General features: G+C 54.4%; 10 protein-coding genes and 1 CRISPR repeat array (1 of these 11 running past the window's edge). Of the genes, 6 read left to right on the top strand and 4 right to left on the bottom strand.

What is annotated here, in order from left to right:
• Positions 1-3407: a CRISPR direct-repeat array (repeat unit 29 nt; unit sequence GTGTTCCCCGCGCCAGCGGGGATAAACCG); it reaches 1259 nt to the left of the window's first position.
• 1632 nt (positions 3408-5039) lie between these two features.
• From SOM82_RS15480 to SOM82_RS15465, 4 genes are all read right to left on the bottom strand, one after another.
• Complete coding sequence (locus tag SOM82_RS15480) at positions 5040-5195, bottom strand: hypothetical protein (RefSeq protein WP_320461315.1); 156 nt, start codon at positions 5193-5195, stop codon at positions 5040-5042.
• 65 nt (positions 5196-5260) lie between these two features.
• Positions 5261-6526 carry a GTPase gene (locus SOM82_RS15475; RefSeq protein WP_320461316.1) on the bottom strand — a complete coding sequence of 422 codons (1266 nt, stop codon included), beginning with the start codon at positions 6524-6526 and terminating at the stop codon, positions 5261-5263.
• A gap of 20 nt (positions 6527-6546) precedes the next feature.
• Positions 6547-6711: a hypothetical protein gene (locus tag SOM82_RS15470; RefSeq protein WP_320461317.1), complete on the bottom strand. Its 165-nt coding sequence runs from the start codon at positions 6709-6711 to the stop codon at positions 6547-6549.
• On the bottom strand, positions 6708-8291 hold the full coding sequence (locus SOM82_RS15465; protein WP_320461318.1) for a phosphoethanolamine transferase family protein: 1584 nt from the start codon (positions 8289-8291) through the stop codon (positions 6708-6710). The genes SOM82_RS15470 and SOM82_RS15465 overlap by 4 nt, the downstream gene beginning before the upstream one ends.
• A 1180-nt stretch (positions 8292-9471) precedes the next feature.
• On the opposite strand from SOM82_RS15465, the gene tssB reads away from it, so the two are divergent.
• The 6 genes from tssB to hcp are packed head-to-tail and all read left to right on the top strand — an operon-like array spanning position 9472 to position 15755.
• Complete coding sequence (tssB, locus tag SOM82_RS15460; RefSeq protein ID WP_320461319.1) at positions 9472-9966, top strand: type VI secretion system contractile sheath small subunit; 495 nt, start codon at positions 9472-9474, stop codon at positions 9964-9966.
• A gap of 24 nt (positions 9967-9990) precedes the next feature.
• Positions 9991-11535 carry a type VI secretion system contractile sheath large subunit gene (tssC, locus tag SOM82_RS15455; RefSeq protein WP_320461320.1) on the top strand — a complete coding sequence of 515 codons (1545 nt, stop codon included), beginning with the start codon at positions 9991-9993 and terminating at the stop codon, positions 11533-11535.
• A 13-nt stretch (positions 11536-11548) separates the two neighbouring features.
• Positions 11549-12898, top strand: a complete 1350-nt coding sequence (gene tssK, locus SOM82_RS15450) for a type VI secretion system baseplate subunit TssK (RefSeq protein ID WP_320461321.1) — start codon at positions 11549-11551, stop codon at positions 12896-12898.
• The gene (gene tssL / locus SOM82_RS15445; protein WP_320461322.1) at positions 12895-13584 is read left to right on the top strand and encodes a type VI secretion system protein TssL, short form; all 690 of its coding nucleotides are present in this window, start codon (positions 12895-12897) and stop codon (positions 13582-13584) included. Before tssK ends, tssL begins: the two co-directional genes overlap by 4 nt.
• The gene (locus SOM82_RS15440) at positions 13584-15260 is read left to right on the top strand and encodes an OmpA family protein (protein ID WP_320461323.1); all 1677 of its coding nucleotides are present in this window, start codon (positions 13584-13586) and stop codon (positions 15258-15260) included. Before tssL ends, SOM82_RS15440 begins: the two co-directional genes overlap by 1 nt.
• A 3-nt stretch (positions 15261-15263) precedes the next feature.
• Positions 15264-15755 (top strand): type VI secretion system effector Hcp, encoded by a 492-nt coding sequence (hcp, locus tag SOM82_RS15435; RefSeq protein ID WP_115631982.1) that lies wholly within the window; start codon positions 15264-15266, stop codon positions 15753-15755.
• Positions 15756-16011: the final 256 nt, after the last annotated feature.

Genomic DNA, 16011 nt, shown 5'->3' with positions numbered 1-16011 from the left:
GCATGGAACGTTTGTTCAACAGTGTGTTCCCCGCGCCAGCGGGGATAAACCGACTTCGCCAGGGGTGGCATGACTTTAGTTAATGTGTTCCCCGCGCCAGCGGGGATAAACCGCCAACAAAAGTGCCTTACAGCCCTGTGCATGGGTGTTCCCCGCGCCAGCGGGGATAAACCGAATACCATTCTGACAAACGATGAAGTGTGAAAGTGTTCCCCGCGCCAGCGGGGATAAACCGTTCATCAGACGTTGGCAACCGTCCCCCGAGAGGTGTTCCCCGCGCCAGCGGGGATAAACCGCGCAATCGGGTGATCGCGTATAGCGTTTATAAGTGTTCCCCGCGCCAGCGGGGATAAACCGTCGGTGTGAGCTGCTTTATGAATTGTTCCTCGGTGTTCCCCGCGCCAGCGGGGATAAACCGGTTTATAAACTGATGAACAACGGCTGGCAGTTGTGTTCCCCGCGCCAGCGGGGATAAACCGGCTCAGCATTGTGTCTTTTGCGTTTTGCTTCGGTGTTCCCCGCGCCAGCGGGGATAAACCGCCACCTGATGCCGTAGACGCTGACCATGTATTGTGTTCCCCGCGCCAGCGGGGATAAACCGGAAAAACATGCACGGTAAATGGAAAAATTGTTGTGTTCCCCGCGCCAGCGGGGATAAACCGAATGTCTACGTTACCTTTTGCATTAATGCGTCGTGTTCCCCGCGCCAGCGGGGATAAACCGCCCAGCGCGGCGGCTGTGCTGTTGGTGCAGCGGTGTTCCCCGCGCCAGCGGGGATAAACCGTTTTACGATCTTCCCGTTGTCGTCGCGGTGATGTGTTCCCCGCGCCAGCGGGGATAAACCGCGCATTACGGAGAACATTCCTAAAGAAGCCGCGTGTTCCCCGCGCCAGCGGGGATAAACCGAGGTGGCTGTAAACGTTCATAGTTATGCTGGGGTGTTCCCCGCGCCAGCGGGGATAAACCGGCGATCACGACGAATCAGCTTATTGTCCAGGAGTGTTCCCCGCGCCAGCGGGGATAAACCGCCGCCGTCAGTGCATTGAATGCCCGGTCTGGTGTGTTCCCCGCGCCAGCGGGGATAAACCGCCGGTATTAAACGACGCTATAGAGGCGCTATTGTGTTCCCCGCGCCAGCGGGGATAAACCGATTCGGGTTGCTGTACACATCGAGACGATCTGGTGTTCCCCGCGCCAGCGGGGATAAACCGTGGTATTGCGCAGCTCAACGCGGAATAGCTCGGTGTTCCCCGCGCCAGCGGGGATAAACCGCGGCTCCAGTTCATCACGGCCGGCAAACAGATGTGTTCCCCGCGCCAGCGGGGATAAACCGACGAGTCTCATCAGGCATCCACGGAGCTTTAAGTGTTCCCCGCGCCAGCGGGGATAAACCGTTTATGCTCAAAATTCTATGCTGCAAAATAATGTGTTCCCCGCGCCAGCGGGGATAAACCGCGCGCAACGCTGATGCCATCAGCAACAAACAGGTGTTCCCCGCGCCAGCGGGGATAAACCGGCATTGGCAGTTTCACGGTGACGGTTCGCGCCGTGTTCCCCGCGCCAGCGGGGATAAACCGCTACATCAGGGTATTATTGATGGTGACGTAAGGTGTTCCCCGCGCCAGCGGGGATAAACCGTGGCTGTATTTACTGCCTCTGTCCGGGTGCAGGTGTTCCCCGCGCCAGCGGGGATAAACCGGTAGTGACGGGATAATCATAACAGCATGATTTGTGTTCCCCGCGCCAGCGGGGATAAACCGTTTCGACTCATTCGAACGCGAAAAATCTTGTCGTGTTCCCCGCGCCAGCGGGGATAAACCGCATCTCCAGAATAACGAACAGCAACCGGAGCAGTGTTCCCCGCGCCAGCGGGGATAAACCGGGGGTCGAGTTCCTCTGTATCGGTGCTATCAGGTGTTCCCCGCGCCAGCGGGGATAAACCGAAAACGCCGCGCTGGTGACGAACCTTGCGCAGGTGTTCCCCGCGCCAGCGGGGATAAACCGTAAACCAAGCCCCATGCAGATGGTTGTTGCAGGTGTTCCCCGCGCCAGCGGGGATAAACCGTATGCTACGGCGTCGTTCATGTTGTGATGCTGGTGTTCCCCGCGCCAGCGGGGATAAACCGCAATCTACATTTGCCTACCCTGTGCCGACAACGTGTTCCCCGCGCCAGCGGGGATAAACCGCGCTCCGCTCCGGCTGGCGCTGCTTCATCAACGTGTTCCCCGCGCCAGCGGGGATAAACCGCGCGGTAACTGGTTGAAAGCTCGCCGAGAAGAGTGTTCCCCGCGCCAGCGGGGATAAACCGCAAAAGCAGTATTACATGCAGATGGCAGAAAAGTGTTCCCCGCGCCAGCGGGGATAAACCGCTGGGGGGCTATGTCTCTCTGATTTCCTCAATGTGTTCCCCGCGCCAGCGGGGATAAACCGAGCTACAGTTTCGTTAACGCCCGACTCACTTTGTGTTCCCCGCGCCAGCGGGGATAAACCGTGTTTTCGCGCTAACCGGTTCCGCTGGTGCGCGTGTTCCCCGCGCCAGCGGGGATAAACCGCTCGATGCTCTGAGCTGGGCTGTGTACAACAAGTGTTCCCCGCGCCAGCGGGGATAAACCGCTATCAAGCACAAAGACCTTGCGCTACTTACTGTGTTCCCCGCGCCAGCGGGGATAAACCGGGAAAAATCATTATGGCCGACACCGAAGAAAAGTGTTCCCCGCGCCAGCGGGGATAAACCGCTCTCGGATGTAGCGTAATGCGGGGCAGGGTGGTGTTCCCCGCGCCAGCGGGGATAAACCGTCACCGAGGCCGCCCACGCCGAACGCGCGTTCGTGTTCCCCGCGCCAGCGGGGATAAACCGATCACTTAGTGGTTGAGGTACACCATTCCATAGTGTTCCCCGCGCCAGCGGGGATAAACCGCCTCTAAAACACATTGCGCATTGCTCAGACCGGTGTTCCCCGCGCCAGCGGGGATAAACCGTATTAATATCTTCTTCAACATGACCATCAACAGTGTTCCCCGCGCCAGCGGGGATAAACCGGCACTTTTGTTGGCTTAGGGCGACCTTCGACTGTGTTCCCCGCGCCAGCGGGGATAAACCGTATGAATCTTAAAACGACTATTCCCATAAAAAGTGTTCCCCGCGCCAGCGGGGATAAACCGTTTTGGTGAGTAACGTCAAAACAACAGTCCAGGTGTTCCCCGCGCCAGCGGGGATAAACCGATGGTTCGTCGCCAGTTGAATCTTATCGGCGGGTGTTCCCCGCGCCAGCGGGGATAAACCAATGGCTACTGGAGCGACGCTCGCGGCGTGCTGGTGTTCCCCGCGCCAGCGGGGATAAACCGCTGATCGCCTATCTCGGCGCGGAACAGTTCTAGTGTTCCCCGCGCCAGCGGGGATAAACCGCGTTCTACAGCGTTTTAAGTCGTAGACCAGCTAGAAGGGTACCTGATCGCGTAGAATCTGTTAAAACCTGATAGAGACGTGCGTGAGATGCCTCTGCTGACAATACGCAAGCCAGCGGGTACCCAGTTCACACGAAATAAGTAGGTATCTACAGCGAATCGTGTAGAAATAGCCGATATTAGACTCAATCAGGCTGCATAATTACCAATAACAACCCGCCAAAGCTCCCCCTTTAACTACCAGTCACCCCTTACTCGAATTCAACCAACAACACATAACATTCTCACCGATAGACAAGAAAAACTAACAGGTATCAATCAACCGCAAACGGTATCGAACAACAACATCTTCTCCAGAGAGCCTGTAATCCTCCTGTAAGAATTGAAAGTAAAGCTAACCCTTCTGTCCAGGCAAGGTGGTACGTCTGAGGGAGTTGCACTGCTTAATGCCACAGCTATGCGCTTATGAGAAAGAAAGGCAAAGTTGATACAACCATTGGCTGGTACGAGCGAAAAGTCAGGCAGGTCGATAGCGCTATTGCTACAGGGAACACGCAGACAGCCGCTTTGCGTGCACGCGACCTGAATGCAACTGGAGTCTCTGGCTGGCGGATGGTCTGCGTAGCATAAGCACACACAACGAGCCCTGATGACGAGCAGTGCGCACGCCAGCAGGTCACGCAGGTGCTACCCGAGCGCGATAACGGGCTCACGCATAAAGATAGCCAGTGTGCTTACAGGTGATCGGCAGCCTGAGTAAAAGGGGCTGCCTCACACGCTGGTGAGCTGAAGCCAGTGCTATCGCGAACTGAGCATAGTTGGCTGGCGCAGTCAGACGTCGATCACACTTTTACAGTGGAGAGTCTGGCCTGTTGGGCCACTCCCACTGACTCGTGATGCGCTATGCCGACGACGAGCTTTGGGCTCGTCTCTGGCTCCTGTTGAGCTGTCGCAGGGAAAGATTTTGACCAAAAATGACGGTCAAAATCTTATAGCAAATCTAAGGGATCTCCGGGTTTTTAGACTCCAGAATACGGGGCAACTATTCTTCTTTTATTTACATATTCACTACTTTGTATGTTACCTGCATGCGGATGATAATCCAGTCGTGGTCGTCACTTTTTCCAGGTAACGGATGTCGGGTGGCCGCTCGTTGACTTCAGGCGGTCATGTGTCCAGTGGGCTCCCCCAGGCAGAGCAAAGACAGAGGGAGAAACTAAAAAGTCGTAGCGTTTCCATCGCAGGTGAGGGGGGTTATGGCACTGGTTCGGGGTTCAACGTAGGGATAAATTTTCAGAGAGGATCGCATGTTGTTTTGTGACAAATATATGAGTTTTGTAATAAGGAAAAATAAGAGAGGTATGAGAGGTGCCCGGCGAATAGCAGTGAAATGCCTGGTTGAATATACAGCATTCTCAACGATGTGAAAGTGTCACGTTCTGGTAGTTTGTGGCAATGATTGCAGATCAGTCGTCAGTTCTGATTGTTGTTGAATTGTAAAACAAACATTTTTTACCCCGGTGGGGAGGTTTGTGTTGCCGTACGGGAAGTACGCATTTTTCACGTATTTCCTGGTTGATGTCGAACAAACAACTGTCGCAATACTCTTTGTCCAGCGCGAGGTGAAGTCTGGTCACTGCCGCAGGTACAACGCGACAAACAGTATGCTGCCGATAAATAAAATGGCGATGCCCATCATCAGCATCCACAGAACAATAAAACGCTTCGGGTGCCTGACCAGTAGCCAGAGCACACCGAAGATGATGAATAATGCAGGGATTACAGGCATAACGTTCCGGTCAGTGACGTAGCGTGACGGTAAGAAAGGGCGACAATGGTCGCCCGTGGTGATGACTACAGGCCTTGTTGTTTCAGTTGCGACACGTCCTTACCGCTGGCTTCAAGCTGGTCGCAAATCCAGACGAAGATGTCATGTGCACCCAGTGGCTGCTGCCCCAGGCGTGGGTCAGGGTCGAAGGCTGTTTTCAGCATGGGATGGGCCCCCAGGCGTTTTTTCGCCACCCGCTCCAGCTCAGCGATATCGGCATCCGGTCGGAGCAGGTCGACTTTATTGAGGCAAATCAGCAGCGGTTTATCTGGCGCGGTGCGGGTGATGTGTTTCACCACCTGGATATCGACATCGCTGATACCCCGGTTGAGGTCAACCACCACCAGGAAAGCATCGGCAACGTGCAGGAAGTCATCCGTGCATTGGTTGACGGCTGCGCGGGGGTCATTGAAACCTGGCAGGTTATGAACCCAGGCCATCGGGCAGTTTTTCAGCTGATGGCTTTCAATCGACGAGGTGGCACCGGCGACAGGACTGACGTTACCCGGGATGGCAAACACCTGACGCATCAGGGAGTCCTTGCCAGTGGATCCGTCGCCGGTCACACAGATATTGATTTGCCGGTTAACCAGCTGGCGTAGTGCGGCAAAGTGAATGACAAAAGGCACGGTCTTGCGGTACGCCGGTCCGGCAAGGTCATTTGCAAGCCAGGCACCTGTTGCGAACCAGCCCACCGGTCCGAGCAATACCCCGGCGGCATTGGCAACCACACCGTCCACTGCCACTAATGCACCTAAAGCGGCAACGCGACCCAGCAGGGCCACTGACAGCATATCCGTCAGCAGAAAGGCGATGTAACACAGGCCGTTGACCCCGAGTTGTGCGAGCAGCATCTGTACAACAATGGCACCCGCAGGGCCAACGGGAATATCCCGGTTCTCCAGCCCGATACGGGCAAGAAACTTCTCGCGTTCCTCAGGTGACATTTTATCCACCGCATCACTGAGCGCCTTTTTAAGTATCAGCGTTTCATTACCTTCCACGGTGTTGATTTTACTGATGTCGGGGACTTTCATCTTTTTACCCACGTCGTACACCAGCTCGTTGTACGAAATACCTTCGCCTCTGCGGCACAGGTTGGCGAGTTCGTGGCCGCCCATTTTTCTTGCATGGCTGATGAGTAATTCTGCGGCGCGGCGTTTATCCGGTGCTTTCAGGTCGACCTCTTTTTCGATTTTCAGGTATTTCACCAGGGGCTCTGCGCTGGCAGGGTGAAAGGTCAGAATGCGGTGGAGCAGGTCGGTTTCAGTCAGGGTGTTTTTGAAAAACATAAGAGACTCCGTCAGGGTTGTTAAATAAAGAGGGAAGCAGGGAAATATCCTGCCACCACGGTATTTGCCGTCAGTCGTAAGGGCATTCGTCGTAGTGGTGGTTCATCGGGATGAAAGCGATCCCAGTTAAAGTCGATGGGAAGCCACAGCGTCAGAACCACGAGGATAATCAGCGTTATTTTCATTGCTTCTGCTCCGTGAGTTCGTTCCAGTCATACACTCGTCCAGTGGTGTCCATGACGCTGGCCTGGCCGCTCATTCGCCCCTGGTAGCCAGAAAGGGTTTCCGGCGCTGCGTTCTGGCGATGGATCCCCAGCCACAACTCTGCGAGCCGGTTATTGTTGACCGTGGACCAGAGGGTATTCACGTCGCCGACCGTCGTGTTTTGCGCCGCGACCTGTGGGCTGAACCAAAGAAACATCGGTACCTGTAATGCCTCGTGAGGCGGGCGTGTTCCGGCATGGTGATACACGACAGCCTTACCAGGTTCGCGCATCAGGGCGTGGTCAGAAAAATACAGCAGCGAGGAACGGGAACCCTGTAACTCACTGAACAACTGGCCCATTAATGAATCGGTGAAGCGTATCGAGTTGTCATAGCAGTCGTCAGCCGGGTTGCCACCGGTAAAAACGGCAGCGTTTACCGGATAGCGGTCACAGGCATTTTCGTGACTACCGTAGAGGTGCAGAACGATGAGTTTTTTACCGGGTTGTTGCAGGGCGTGGCGGAACAGTGGCAGCAGGGCATCGTCGTAGCCCGAATTCACCCACTGGCTGTGATGTGCGCCAGAAGCGATAGCCGTAATGACGTTGTTGTGCGCACCGCCGCTGCCCTGGCGGCTGAGCCAGTACGTAGTGAAACCGGCCTGATTTGCCACATTGATAATGTTGTCGCTGTAGTGACTGATGTCGTGGTTTTCCGGTGTGTCAGCGGTGAGCGCCAGCGGCACGGCGGTAATAGTGACCGGCGCACCACTGATGGCCTGAGTAAACAGCAGCAGGTTCTTACGCTGTGCTTCCAGCTCTGGTGTGGTTTCACGCCCATAGCCGTAAATGCTCATATTGGTCGTACGTTCAGACTCACCGATAACCAGCACATAGTTATCGATCCCGGTATCTCTCGTCGCAAGCTGATAATGCGGGGTGCTCTCAGCAATTGAGGCGATAAGGTGTCTGTCCTGAATCGCCTGCAAAAACACATTTGCATTGCTAAGTGGCGTGGAGTCCAGCACCCGCTGCACCGGGCTTTGCAGGTTATTACGACGCAACTGGTGGAGGATTGCCTGCACGCTGTAGCCTGCCAGCAAAGCAATCAGGGCAATGACGGGCCAGCGGCAGAAACGGCGGGGTAGAGCAGGCGTGCATGACACGCTAAACAAGAACAGTGCCAGCATTCCGGCAAACAGTACCGCATATCGCCAGTACAACCCCAGCATTGAAAGTGCTTCATCCTCGCTGGTTTCCAGCACGCTTTGCGCGAAACCGTAACTGAACGCCGAGTGGAAACTGAACCAGGCCCAGAGAGTAAGCGTTAAATCCAGCGCAATAAAAGGCAGTACGATTAATGAAAACCAGCCACGCCAGCCTGTATAGCGTATCTGCGCGAGGCTCAGCATCAGCATCATGAATACCAGTACACGATGAAAGGCCTGATGAACGGGAGCAATCAGAATGTTGATTGCTGCTACCAGTGCGGCAGCAATAATAAAAGCCAGCCAGGGATAAAGGCGGGGATCGGTAATCGTATCGGCACGGATTTGAGACATAGTTCACCCTGCCCGTATTGCAGGGCATCTATTAAAATGACGTGTTATTAACGTTTCAGATAACGGTTGCCGTTACCGTAAGGGGGCCAGTGGTGGAAATACCGGTGCAACATAGCGTCGGTGAAAGAGCCGCCCTGCCTGACAGGTTCGCCAGCCATCTCCCACGAATAACACTCGCCGATGATTCCAGCGTGAGATCAGCTCGTTTGCAGCGGTACCATACAGCTCTTCCAGAGCCTGTTGCTATGTTGCCTGCCCGCCGGTAGACGTCGCCGCCCTTATCCATCCAGCGTTCTGCAATCTTACGGGCGGACTCAGTGTGCCGGGCATCACCGGTGGCGACAGACCAGGCTAGTTCACTGACATCCCGGTCGTTCTGCGGTGACAACTCCACCGGCAACGCAATAGCCGTGTCCATTTATTCCCTTTTTAGGTGTGGGTTATTTCAGGCAGATGCTGGCAGAGGTGTTTTTAAAAGTCAGATCGTTTTCGCAGATCAATTTTTTAAATTCGATCTGTTTCGCCGATCAATCAATAAATCGAGGTTATGTATTTATTCGGTGAATGAATTTGCGGAGATAATAACGCCAGTTTTGTGGCTATTTTTCGTTGATAAATAAGTTGAGGAAGGAAGTGGCAGTGTTGAATCTAAAAAGGTCAGTGATTGTAAGCAGAAGAAAATTATTCGCATCAGGACGCGCGTTCAGAATGTTTTTCATTTTAAATGATCATTGTGGTGAACATATATGCCTGTATATATTCGTGATAATTAATAAAAGATCATATATGCAGCGTGCATGGCGTGATGTGTTATTTAATTTTCAGTCCCGGAACCAACATTAAGTGTTACTGAACTGAAATAATTCCCCTCCTGAAATAAGTCGTGATATTTATGGATGAATGTTGGACAGTCGCGACGTATCTGCTTTAGCCGACCTTTTACAAATTGCAAAAGACCTTCCTGGTTGCTGACATTTCCCTACATTCAGATCATGAGTATTTACATTTCAGGCCTGCCACCCCCTTGTTAGTGCGTGTAATCGGCGTAGCCTTTTCTTCGTAACTGTCTGTTTTATCCATTTTATTCATCGCTGCAGATGCGGTGAGGTGCTGTCCGGAAGGTAGGTCCGACGTTTCCGGTTATCAGCCGTCTGAAGCACGCCCTATGAAGGAACATTGCATGTCCGGTTCATTCCAGGAAGAAATTCCGAAAGCCCGTATTAACCTCAAATTAAACCTGCATACCGGGGGCGCTCAGAAGAAAACCGAGCTGCCGCTGAAATTGCTGGTGGCCGGTGACTTCAGTAACGGACAGGAAGACCGTCCTTTGTCTGAGCGTGCCAAAATCAACGTGAATAAAAATAACCTGGGCAGCGTTTTAGCCGAACTGTCCCCGTCGGTGAATCTCAGCGTTGAAAATACCCTTGCCGGTGATGGCAGCGAAGAAAATATCCGTCTCAGCTTTAAAGATATGAAAGATTTTGAGCCGGAGCAGGTAGCCCGGCAGATACCCCAGCTGAAAGCGATGCTCGCCATGCGCAGTCTGTTGCGCGACCTCAAATCCAATCTTCTCGATAACGCCACGTTCCGCCGTGAACTGGAAATTATCTTACGTGACCCGGCGCTGAGCAATGAACTGCGCAGTGAAATTGCGGCCCTTGCCCCGAAAGCCTGACGGAAAAATTTAAGGAAAATGCTGATGTCTGTACAGAATGAAACCGCTGTACCCGCTGGTGAAACGCTGGTCCGGGAACGTTCCACATCTGAAGGGGTTTATGCCTCTCTGTTTGAAAAAATTAACCTCAAACCCGCATCCAGTCTGAGTGACCTGTCGAGCTGGCAGGATGAAGCCGCGATGGCGGAAGCCGATACCAATGAGCGTATTACTGCGGGTGTGCAGGTGTTCCTGGAGCGTCTGCGCCAGTCCGGCCAGAAGGTGGAAAAGCTCGACAAAACGTTAATCGACCACCATATCGCCGAGCTGGACCATCAGATTAGCCGCCAGCTGGACGCGGTCATGCATCACGTTGAATTTCAAAAGGTAGAGTCGCTGTGGCGTGGCCTGAAGCATCTGGTGGATAACACTGACTATCGCCAGAATGTGAAAACCGAAATCCTCGATGTGTCAAAAGATGCGTTGCGTCAGGATTTTGAGGATGCACCGGAAGTTATCCAGAGCGGATTATACTGGCATTCTTACACGAGTGAGTACGATACCCCGGGCGGTGAGCCGCTCGCGGCGGTGATTTCAGCCTATGAGTTTGATGCCAGCCCGCAGGATGTAGCGCTGATGCGTAACATCTCTAAAGTGTCGGCGGCGGCCCATATGCCGTTTATCGGCTCTGCTGGCCCGGCGTTCTTTTTGAAAAACTCGATGGAAGACGTGGCGGCCATCAAAGATATCGGCAACTACTTTGACCGCGCCGAATACATCAAATGGAAATCGTTCCGCGATACCGATGATTCACGTTATCTCGGTCTGGTCATGCCGCGTGTGCTGGGCCGCCTGCCATATGGCCCGGACACTGTGCCGGTGCGCAGTTTCAACTACGTTGAAGAAGTGAAAGGCCCGGACCACGAAAAATATTTGTGGACCAGCGCATCTTTTGCCTTTGCCGCCAATATGGTGAAGAGCTTCATCAACAACGGCTGGTGCGTGCAAATCCGTGGCCCACAGGCCGGTGGTGCCGTGAAAGACTTGCCAATCCACCTCTACGACCTCGGCACCGGTAATCAGGTGAAAATTCCGTCTGAGGTGATGATCCCGGAAACCCGTGAGTTTGAGTTCTCTAACCTCGGTTTCATCCCGCTGTCGTACTACAAGAATCGCGACTACTCCTGTTTCTTCTCGGCGAACTCCACCCAGAAGCCGGCGCTGTATGATACCGCCGATGCGACCGCTAACAGCCGTATCAACGCGCGTCTGCCGTATATCTTCCTGCTGTCACGTATCGCACATTATCTGAAAATCATTCAGCGCGAAAACATCGGCACCACCAAAGACCGCCGTCTGCTCGAGCTGGAGCTGAACACCTGGGTACGTGGTCTGGTCACCGAGATGACCGATCCGGGCGACGAACTGCAGGCATCACACCCACTGCGCGATGCGAAAGTAGTGGTGGAAGATATCGAAGACAACCCGGGCTTCTTCCGCGTGAAACTGTTTGCCGTGCCGCATTTCCAGGTCGAAGGCATGGACGTGAACCTGTCTCTGGTTTCCCAGATGCCAAAAGCAAAAGCCTAAGGTGGTCGCAGGGATGAAAATTTATCGTCCACTGTGGAACGAGGGGGCATTGCTGTCCCCTCAGCAGTTCCAGCAGCAGGCAGAATGGGAATCGTTTCGCAGTGCCGGGGTATCGGCTCTGGCGTCTCCCTTCCCGTGGGGAGTGGAAAAGGTCGAGTTTGATGACAACCTGCTTTCATCGGGACTGATCCAGATTTCACAACTGCGGTTGTGGCTGGAAGATGGTTCTCTTATCGACACTCAATGCAGTGAGTTACCCCCCGTTCCTCGTGAACTCGACCCCGCGCAACTTGCGGGTCTTGATATGGTCACGGTCGTCATCGCGCTGCCGTTAATGCAGTCTGGTGCTACCAATGTTCAGCAGGAAAGTGTTATTTCAGACAGACCGCTTCGCTATCGTGAAGAATGGGTGACGGTTCAGGATGCCTTTGGTGCTGAAGAAGAGTCCATGGCTGTCGCCCGATTTAATATTTCCATCCGGTTTGCCCATGAGAGTAATGAATCCTGGAAAACCAGTCCGGTCGCCCGACTTATCCGGGACGGGCAGGGCGGATGGCGTCAGGACCCGTCGTTTATTCCGCCGCTGGCGTTGTTCTCCGCCAGCCCGACACTTCGTGAACGACTGGTATTGCTCAATCGCCAGCTTCGCTCCCGCCGCCAGCGTCTGATGTCAATGCGCCGTGAGAGCAACGAGCGACTGGCTGATTTTGCGGTCGCTGACGTTTCGTTGTTCTGGTTGCTGAACGCGCTTAACTCCCACGCCCGGGTGCTGACAGAGTATGAACGCTTCTCGGCCCGTCATCCCGAACAGGTCTGGGCAGAACTCGCACGTCTGGCTGGCAGCATGCTGACGTTTTCTCTGGATCACGACCTGGATGCCATTCCCGGTTATGACCACGCAGAGCCGGTTAACGCATTCCCGCCCTTGTTTGAGCTGATTACGGGTTTGCTGGAAGCCAGTCTGCCTTCAAGAGTTATCGCGCTTGAAATGTCCCGACCTGATGACCAGACCTGGAAAGCCAGTCTGCACGATATTCGTCTGCGTGAAGAAGCTGACCTGTATCTGTCTGTCCGCTCCGATATTCCGGCGTGGCAGATTGCTGACCGCTTCCCGGCACTTTGCCAGGCAGGGTCACCCGATGACGTGAATGAAATTTACAGCGCCGCTCTGAAAGGGATCCCGCTTATCCCGGTCAGCCGGGTGCCTGCGGCATTACCAGTGCGGATGGAAAACCAGTATTTCGCCCTCGACATGGAAAGTGCTGCGGCCCGTGAGATGCAGGAGCAGGGTGTATGCATGTTCTATGTGCCTGCGTTGCTCGGAAAACTGGAGCTTGAACTCTTTGCGGTGCTGCGCTCATGAGACAGGACATTGATATTGACCAGCTGATGGCGGAAACCTGGCTGACCGTCACCATGCTGAAGAAAGGTGCTGTTACGGCAGATGGCACAGCGCTGTATGAAAAGTGTATCCGGCAGGTGGAAAGCGTCCGTGAAGCCCTGGAACGAGCGGGGTATGACGAGGCGAGCATTGACCATATCTCTTATGCACAGTGTGCTCTGCTGGATGAAGCTGTTATGGCGCGAAAACCAGTAAAGCCCGAAGAGGGAGAAGACATCGCCCTTGATGCCGGTCAGATAGCCTGGCGCAAAGCGCCGCTTCAGGCCCGGTTCTTTGGCTCCCTGCATGCCGGGGAAGCGTTATGGGATCGCATTGCCGAAGTTCTGCGCCAGCCTGCACCCATTAACGCCGTCCTGATTTGCTACCACCGGGTTATTGCCCTGGGGTTCCAGGGGCTGTACAGCCTGAAGGCCGTGAGTCAGACACAGCGTGATGAAGTGATTAAAGCCCTTTCTGAACGTGTTCCTCAGCCTGATGCGGGACTGTCTCTGGTGGTTCACCGGACCGGTAAACATCGTTACAGTCTGATGCGCTCAGTCTGGTTCTGGATTGTGCTGGCGGTCGTATTGACCGGCGTTGTCTGGTGGAGTGGGCATCTGTGGCTTCAGGCGCTGTTGTCGGCGCACATTCCGGAGCTGCCACGTTAATGCGTAAATCAGTCATCGTCTCAGTTGTCTTACATACCCTGGCAGGGGCTGCGGCGTTGCTGTGGCTGCTCTGGTATTTCATCCCAGTCAGTAACGTCTCTAAAAGCCTGGCTACGGTGATACTTATCATTGTTGCTGGCTGGACTGTCTGGAAAAACTGCCGCTATCGCGCACCGCAGGCTGATGGTTCAGAAGCATCAGTCGAATTGCCGTTACTTGATACGCAGGGGCCGGTTGTTCTGGTATGCGGTGATGGACTTGACGCGATATTCCAGGGGCAACAACTCCGGAAAACCGCTCAGGGCTGGTGGTATCGGGCAGGAGATGTCAGTCGGTTAACGGATATTGTGCGCAGCATTCTGGTCCAGCAACCCCGTCAGGCCGGACAGCTTTCCGTGATGTATGCCTGTCTGCCGGACCAGCATCAGGATGAGGCCGTCTTACGCTCGGCACTGAAAACGCTCCGTCAGCAGGTCAGGCAGATGAAAGCGCTGACCGGATTTGTGCTGCCGGTGGTGGTGTGTTGTGAATTTTCAGGACCTGCCACACCCTGGGTGATCGTGCGCGGAGACAGTCCGGTCGTGTGTCCGCCTGATGCATCCCCTCAGGCACTGGTTGACTGGCAGCAGACGGAAAATAATCTGGTGGCACTACCGGTTCTCAGCCAGGCATTCGCGTTTATCCGGGCAACATTGCTGGATGAGCTGGAGAAAGCGGACAGGCTGACGCCAGCCGTCCGACCATTTGCCGTGACGCTTCGGCTCGGCAAATGGTCGGACGCTCAGTCTGTCTGGTCGCAGTGGCTGTATCTGCGTTCCTGTTTGCAGTTCCCCGCGTCGACGGGGATCGTTGATCCTGCCAGCCGCTTTCCTGATGCGGTTCTGCCGTTACTGGCTCCTTTTGCTTCCCCGATTCAGGGAGGCCAGCGTACCCGCCGTGTTGTTCTGGTGATGTGGCTGTGTTCACTTGCCGCTCTGGGCTTTTCTGCGACGAATAACCGGGACCTGATCCGTCAGGTGAGTACCGATTTACAGCGCTGGTCCGCCATTCCGATGAATCATTCCGTCCCAAAAGCACAGTCACTGGTGGCGCTGAAACAGGATGCACTCCTGCTCGAACGCTGGCAGCGCCAGGGTGAACCGCTGCGTTACAGTCTGGGTTATTACCCGGGGCAACGCCTGTGGCTGGCACTGCAACAGGCGATTGATACGTATGCTCCGCCTCCGGCTCCGAAAGCTGAGTCTGTTCCAAAAATTGTCCGTCTCGACAGCATGTCGCTGTTTGATTCCGGAAAAGCACTTCTGAAAGACGGCTCAACCAAAATTCTCGTCAACGCACTGGTGGGCATCAAAGCCAAACCTGGCTGGCTGATTGTCGTCAGTGGACATACGGACAATACCGGCAGCGTGTCGCTTAACCAGAGCCTGTCACTGCAACGAGCCGAATCCGTTCGCAACTGGATGCGGGACACCGGTGATGTACCGGAAAGTTGTTTTGCGGTGCAGGGCTACGGCGACAACCGTCCGATTGCTTCAAACGATACGCCTGATGGCCGTGCGCATAACCGGCGTGTCGAGATCAGTCTGGTGCCACAGGCCGATGCCTGTCGCATTCCGGGCGAAAAACCAGCGTCACCGGATGTACGTGGCGTTTCAACTCAAGAAATGGAGAAGTAAATCATGGCAATTCCAGTCTATCTGTGGCTGAAAGACGACGGCGGTGCGGACATTAAAGGCTCCGTAGATGTTAAAGACCGTGAAGGCAGCATCGAAGTGGTTGCGCAGGAACACAACCTGTACATCCCGACCGACAACAATACCGGCAAACTGACAGGCACCCGCATTCACACCCCGTTCCTGTTTACCAAAGAGATCGACTCTTCAAGCCCGTATCTCTACAAGGCCGTGACCACCGGTCAGACCCTGAAATCTGCGGAATTCAAGTGGTACAAAATCAACGACGCAGGCCAGGAAGTTGAATATTTCAACACCAAGCTTGAGAACGTTAAATTGGTGAAAGTCGCACCAAAAATGCACGACATCAAAGACCCGTCTTACGAGAAGCACAACCATCTCGAAGCGATTGAACTGCGCTACGAGAAAATCACCTGGACTTACAAAGACGGCAACATCATTCATTCCGATTCGTGGAACGAACGTACCACCGCGTAATTACCCGTCATTCTTCGCGCCGCAGGTGCGTTGGCTACGTTCGCTCACCCCAGTCGCATAGTTATCTATGCTCCCGGGGATTCCCGAACTTGCCGCCTTCCTGCAGCACGAATTATTTAGGGTAATGTCCGATGCGGATGGGGCTACCTGTCCGCAGTTTTTGCTAAGCGCCTGCGAGCCGGGTGCTCAGCAAAGCCACAATCTGCCTGCCAGCCTGACCTCGTGCGCTTTGGTCTCCTTATCAAAAGGAACAGCG

The organism is Lelliottia sp. CFBP8978, assembly GCF_034046055.2.
Lineage (GTDB): Bacteria > Pseudomonadota > Gammaproteobacteria > Enterobacterales > Enterobacteriaceae > Enterobacter.
This window is presented reverse-complemented; position numbering and strand designations above follow the sequence as displayed.

Excerpts from the sequence above, each read along its gene's own strand:
- tssC (WP_320461320.1), top strand. The coding sequence starts at position 9,991 with ATGTCTGTACAGAATGAAACCGCTGTACCCGCTGGTGAAACGCTGGTC.
- tssK (WP_320461321.1), top strand. The coding sequence starts at position 11,549 with ATGAAAATTTATCGTCCACTGTGGAACGAGGGGGCATTGCTGTCCCCT.
- SOM82_RS15465 (WP_320461318.1), bottom strand. The coding sequence starts at position 8,291 with ATGTCTCAAATCCGTGCCGATACGATTACCGATCCCCGCCTTTATCCC.
- SOM82_RS15470 (WP_320461317.1), bottom strand. The coding sequence starts at position 6,711 with ATGAAAATAACGCTGATTATCCTCGTGGTTCTGACGCTGTGGCTTCCC.
- SOM82_RS15440 (WP_320461323.1), top strand. The coding sequence starts at position 13,584 with ATGCGTAAATCAGTCATCGTCTCAGTTGTCTTACATACCCTGGCAGGG.
- hcp (WP_115631982.1), top strand. The coding sequence starts at position 15,264 with ATGGCAATTCCAGTCTATCTGTGGCTGAAAGACGACGGCGGTGCGGAC.
- tssB (WP_320461319.1), top strand. The coding sequence starts at position 9,472 with ATGTCCGGTTCATTCCAGGAAGAAATTCCGAAAGCCCGTATTAACCTC.
- SOM82_RS15480 (WP_320461315.1), bottom strand. The coding sequence starts at position 5,195 with ATGCCTGTAATCCCTGCATTATTCATCATCTTCGGTGTGCTCTGGCTA.
- tssL (WP_320461322.1), top strand. The coding sequence starts at position 12,895 with ATGAGACAGGACATTGATATTGACCAGCTGATGGCGGAAACCTGGCTG.
- SOM82_RS15475 (WP_320461316.1), bottom strand. The coding sequence starts at position 6,526 with ATGTTTTTCAAAAACACCCTGACTGAAACCGACCTGCTCCACCGCATT.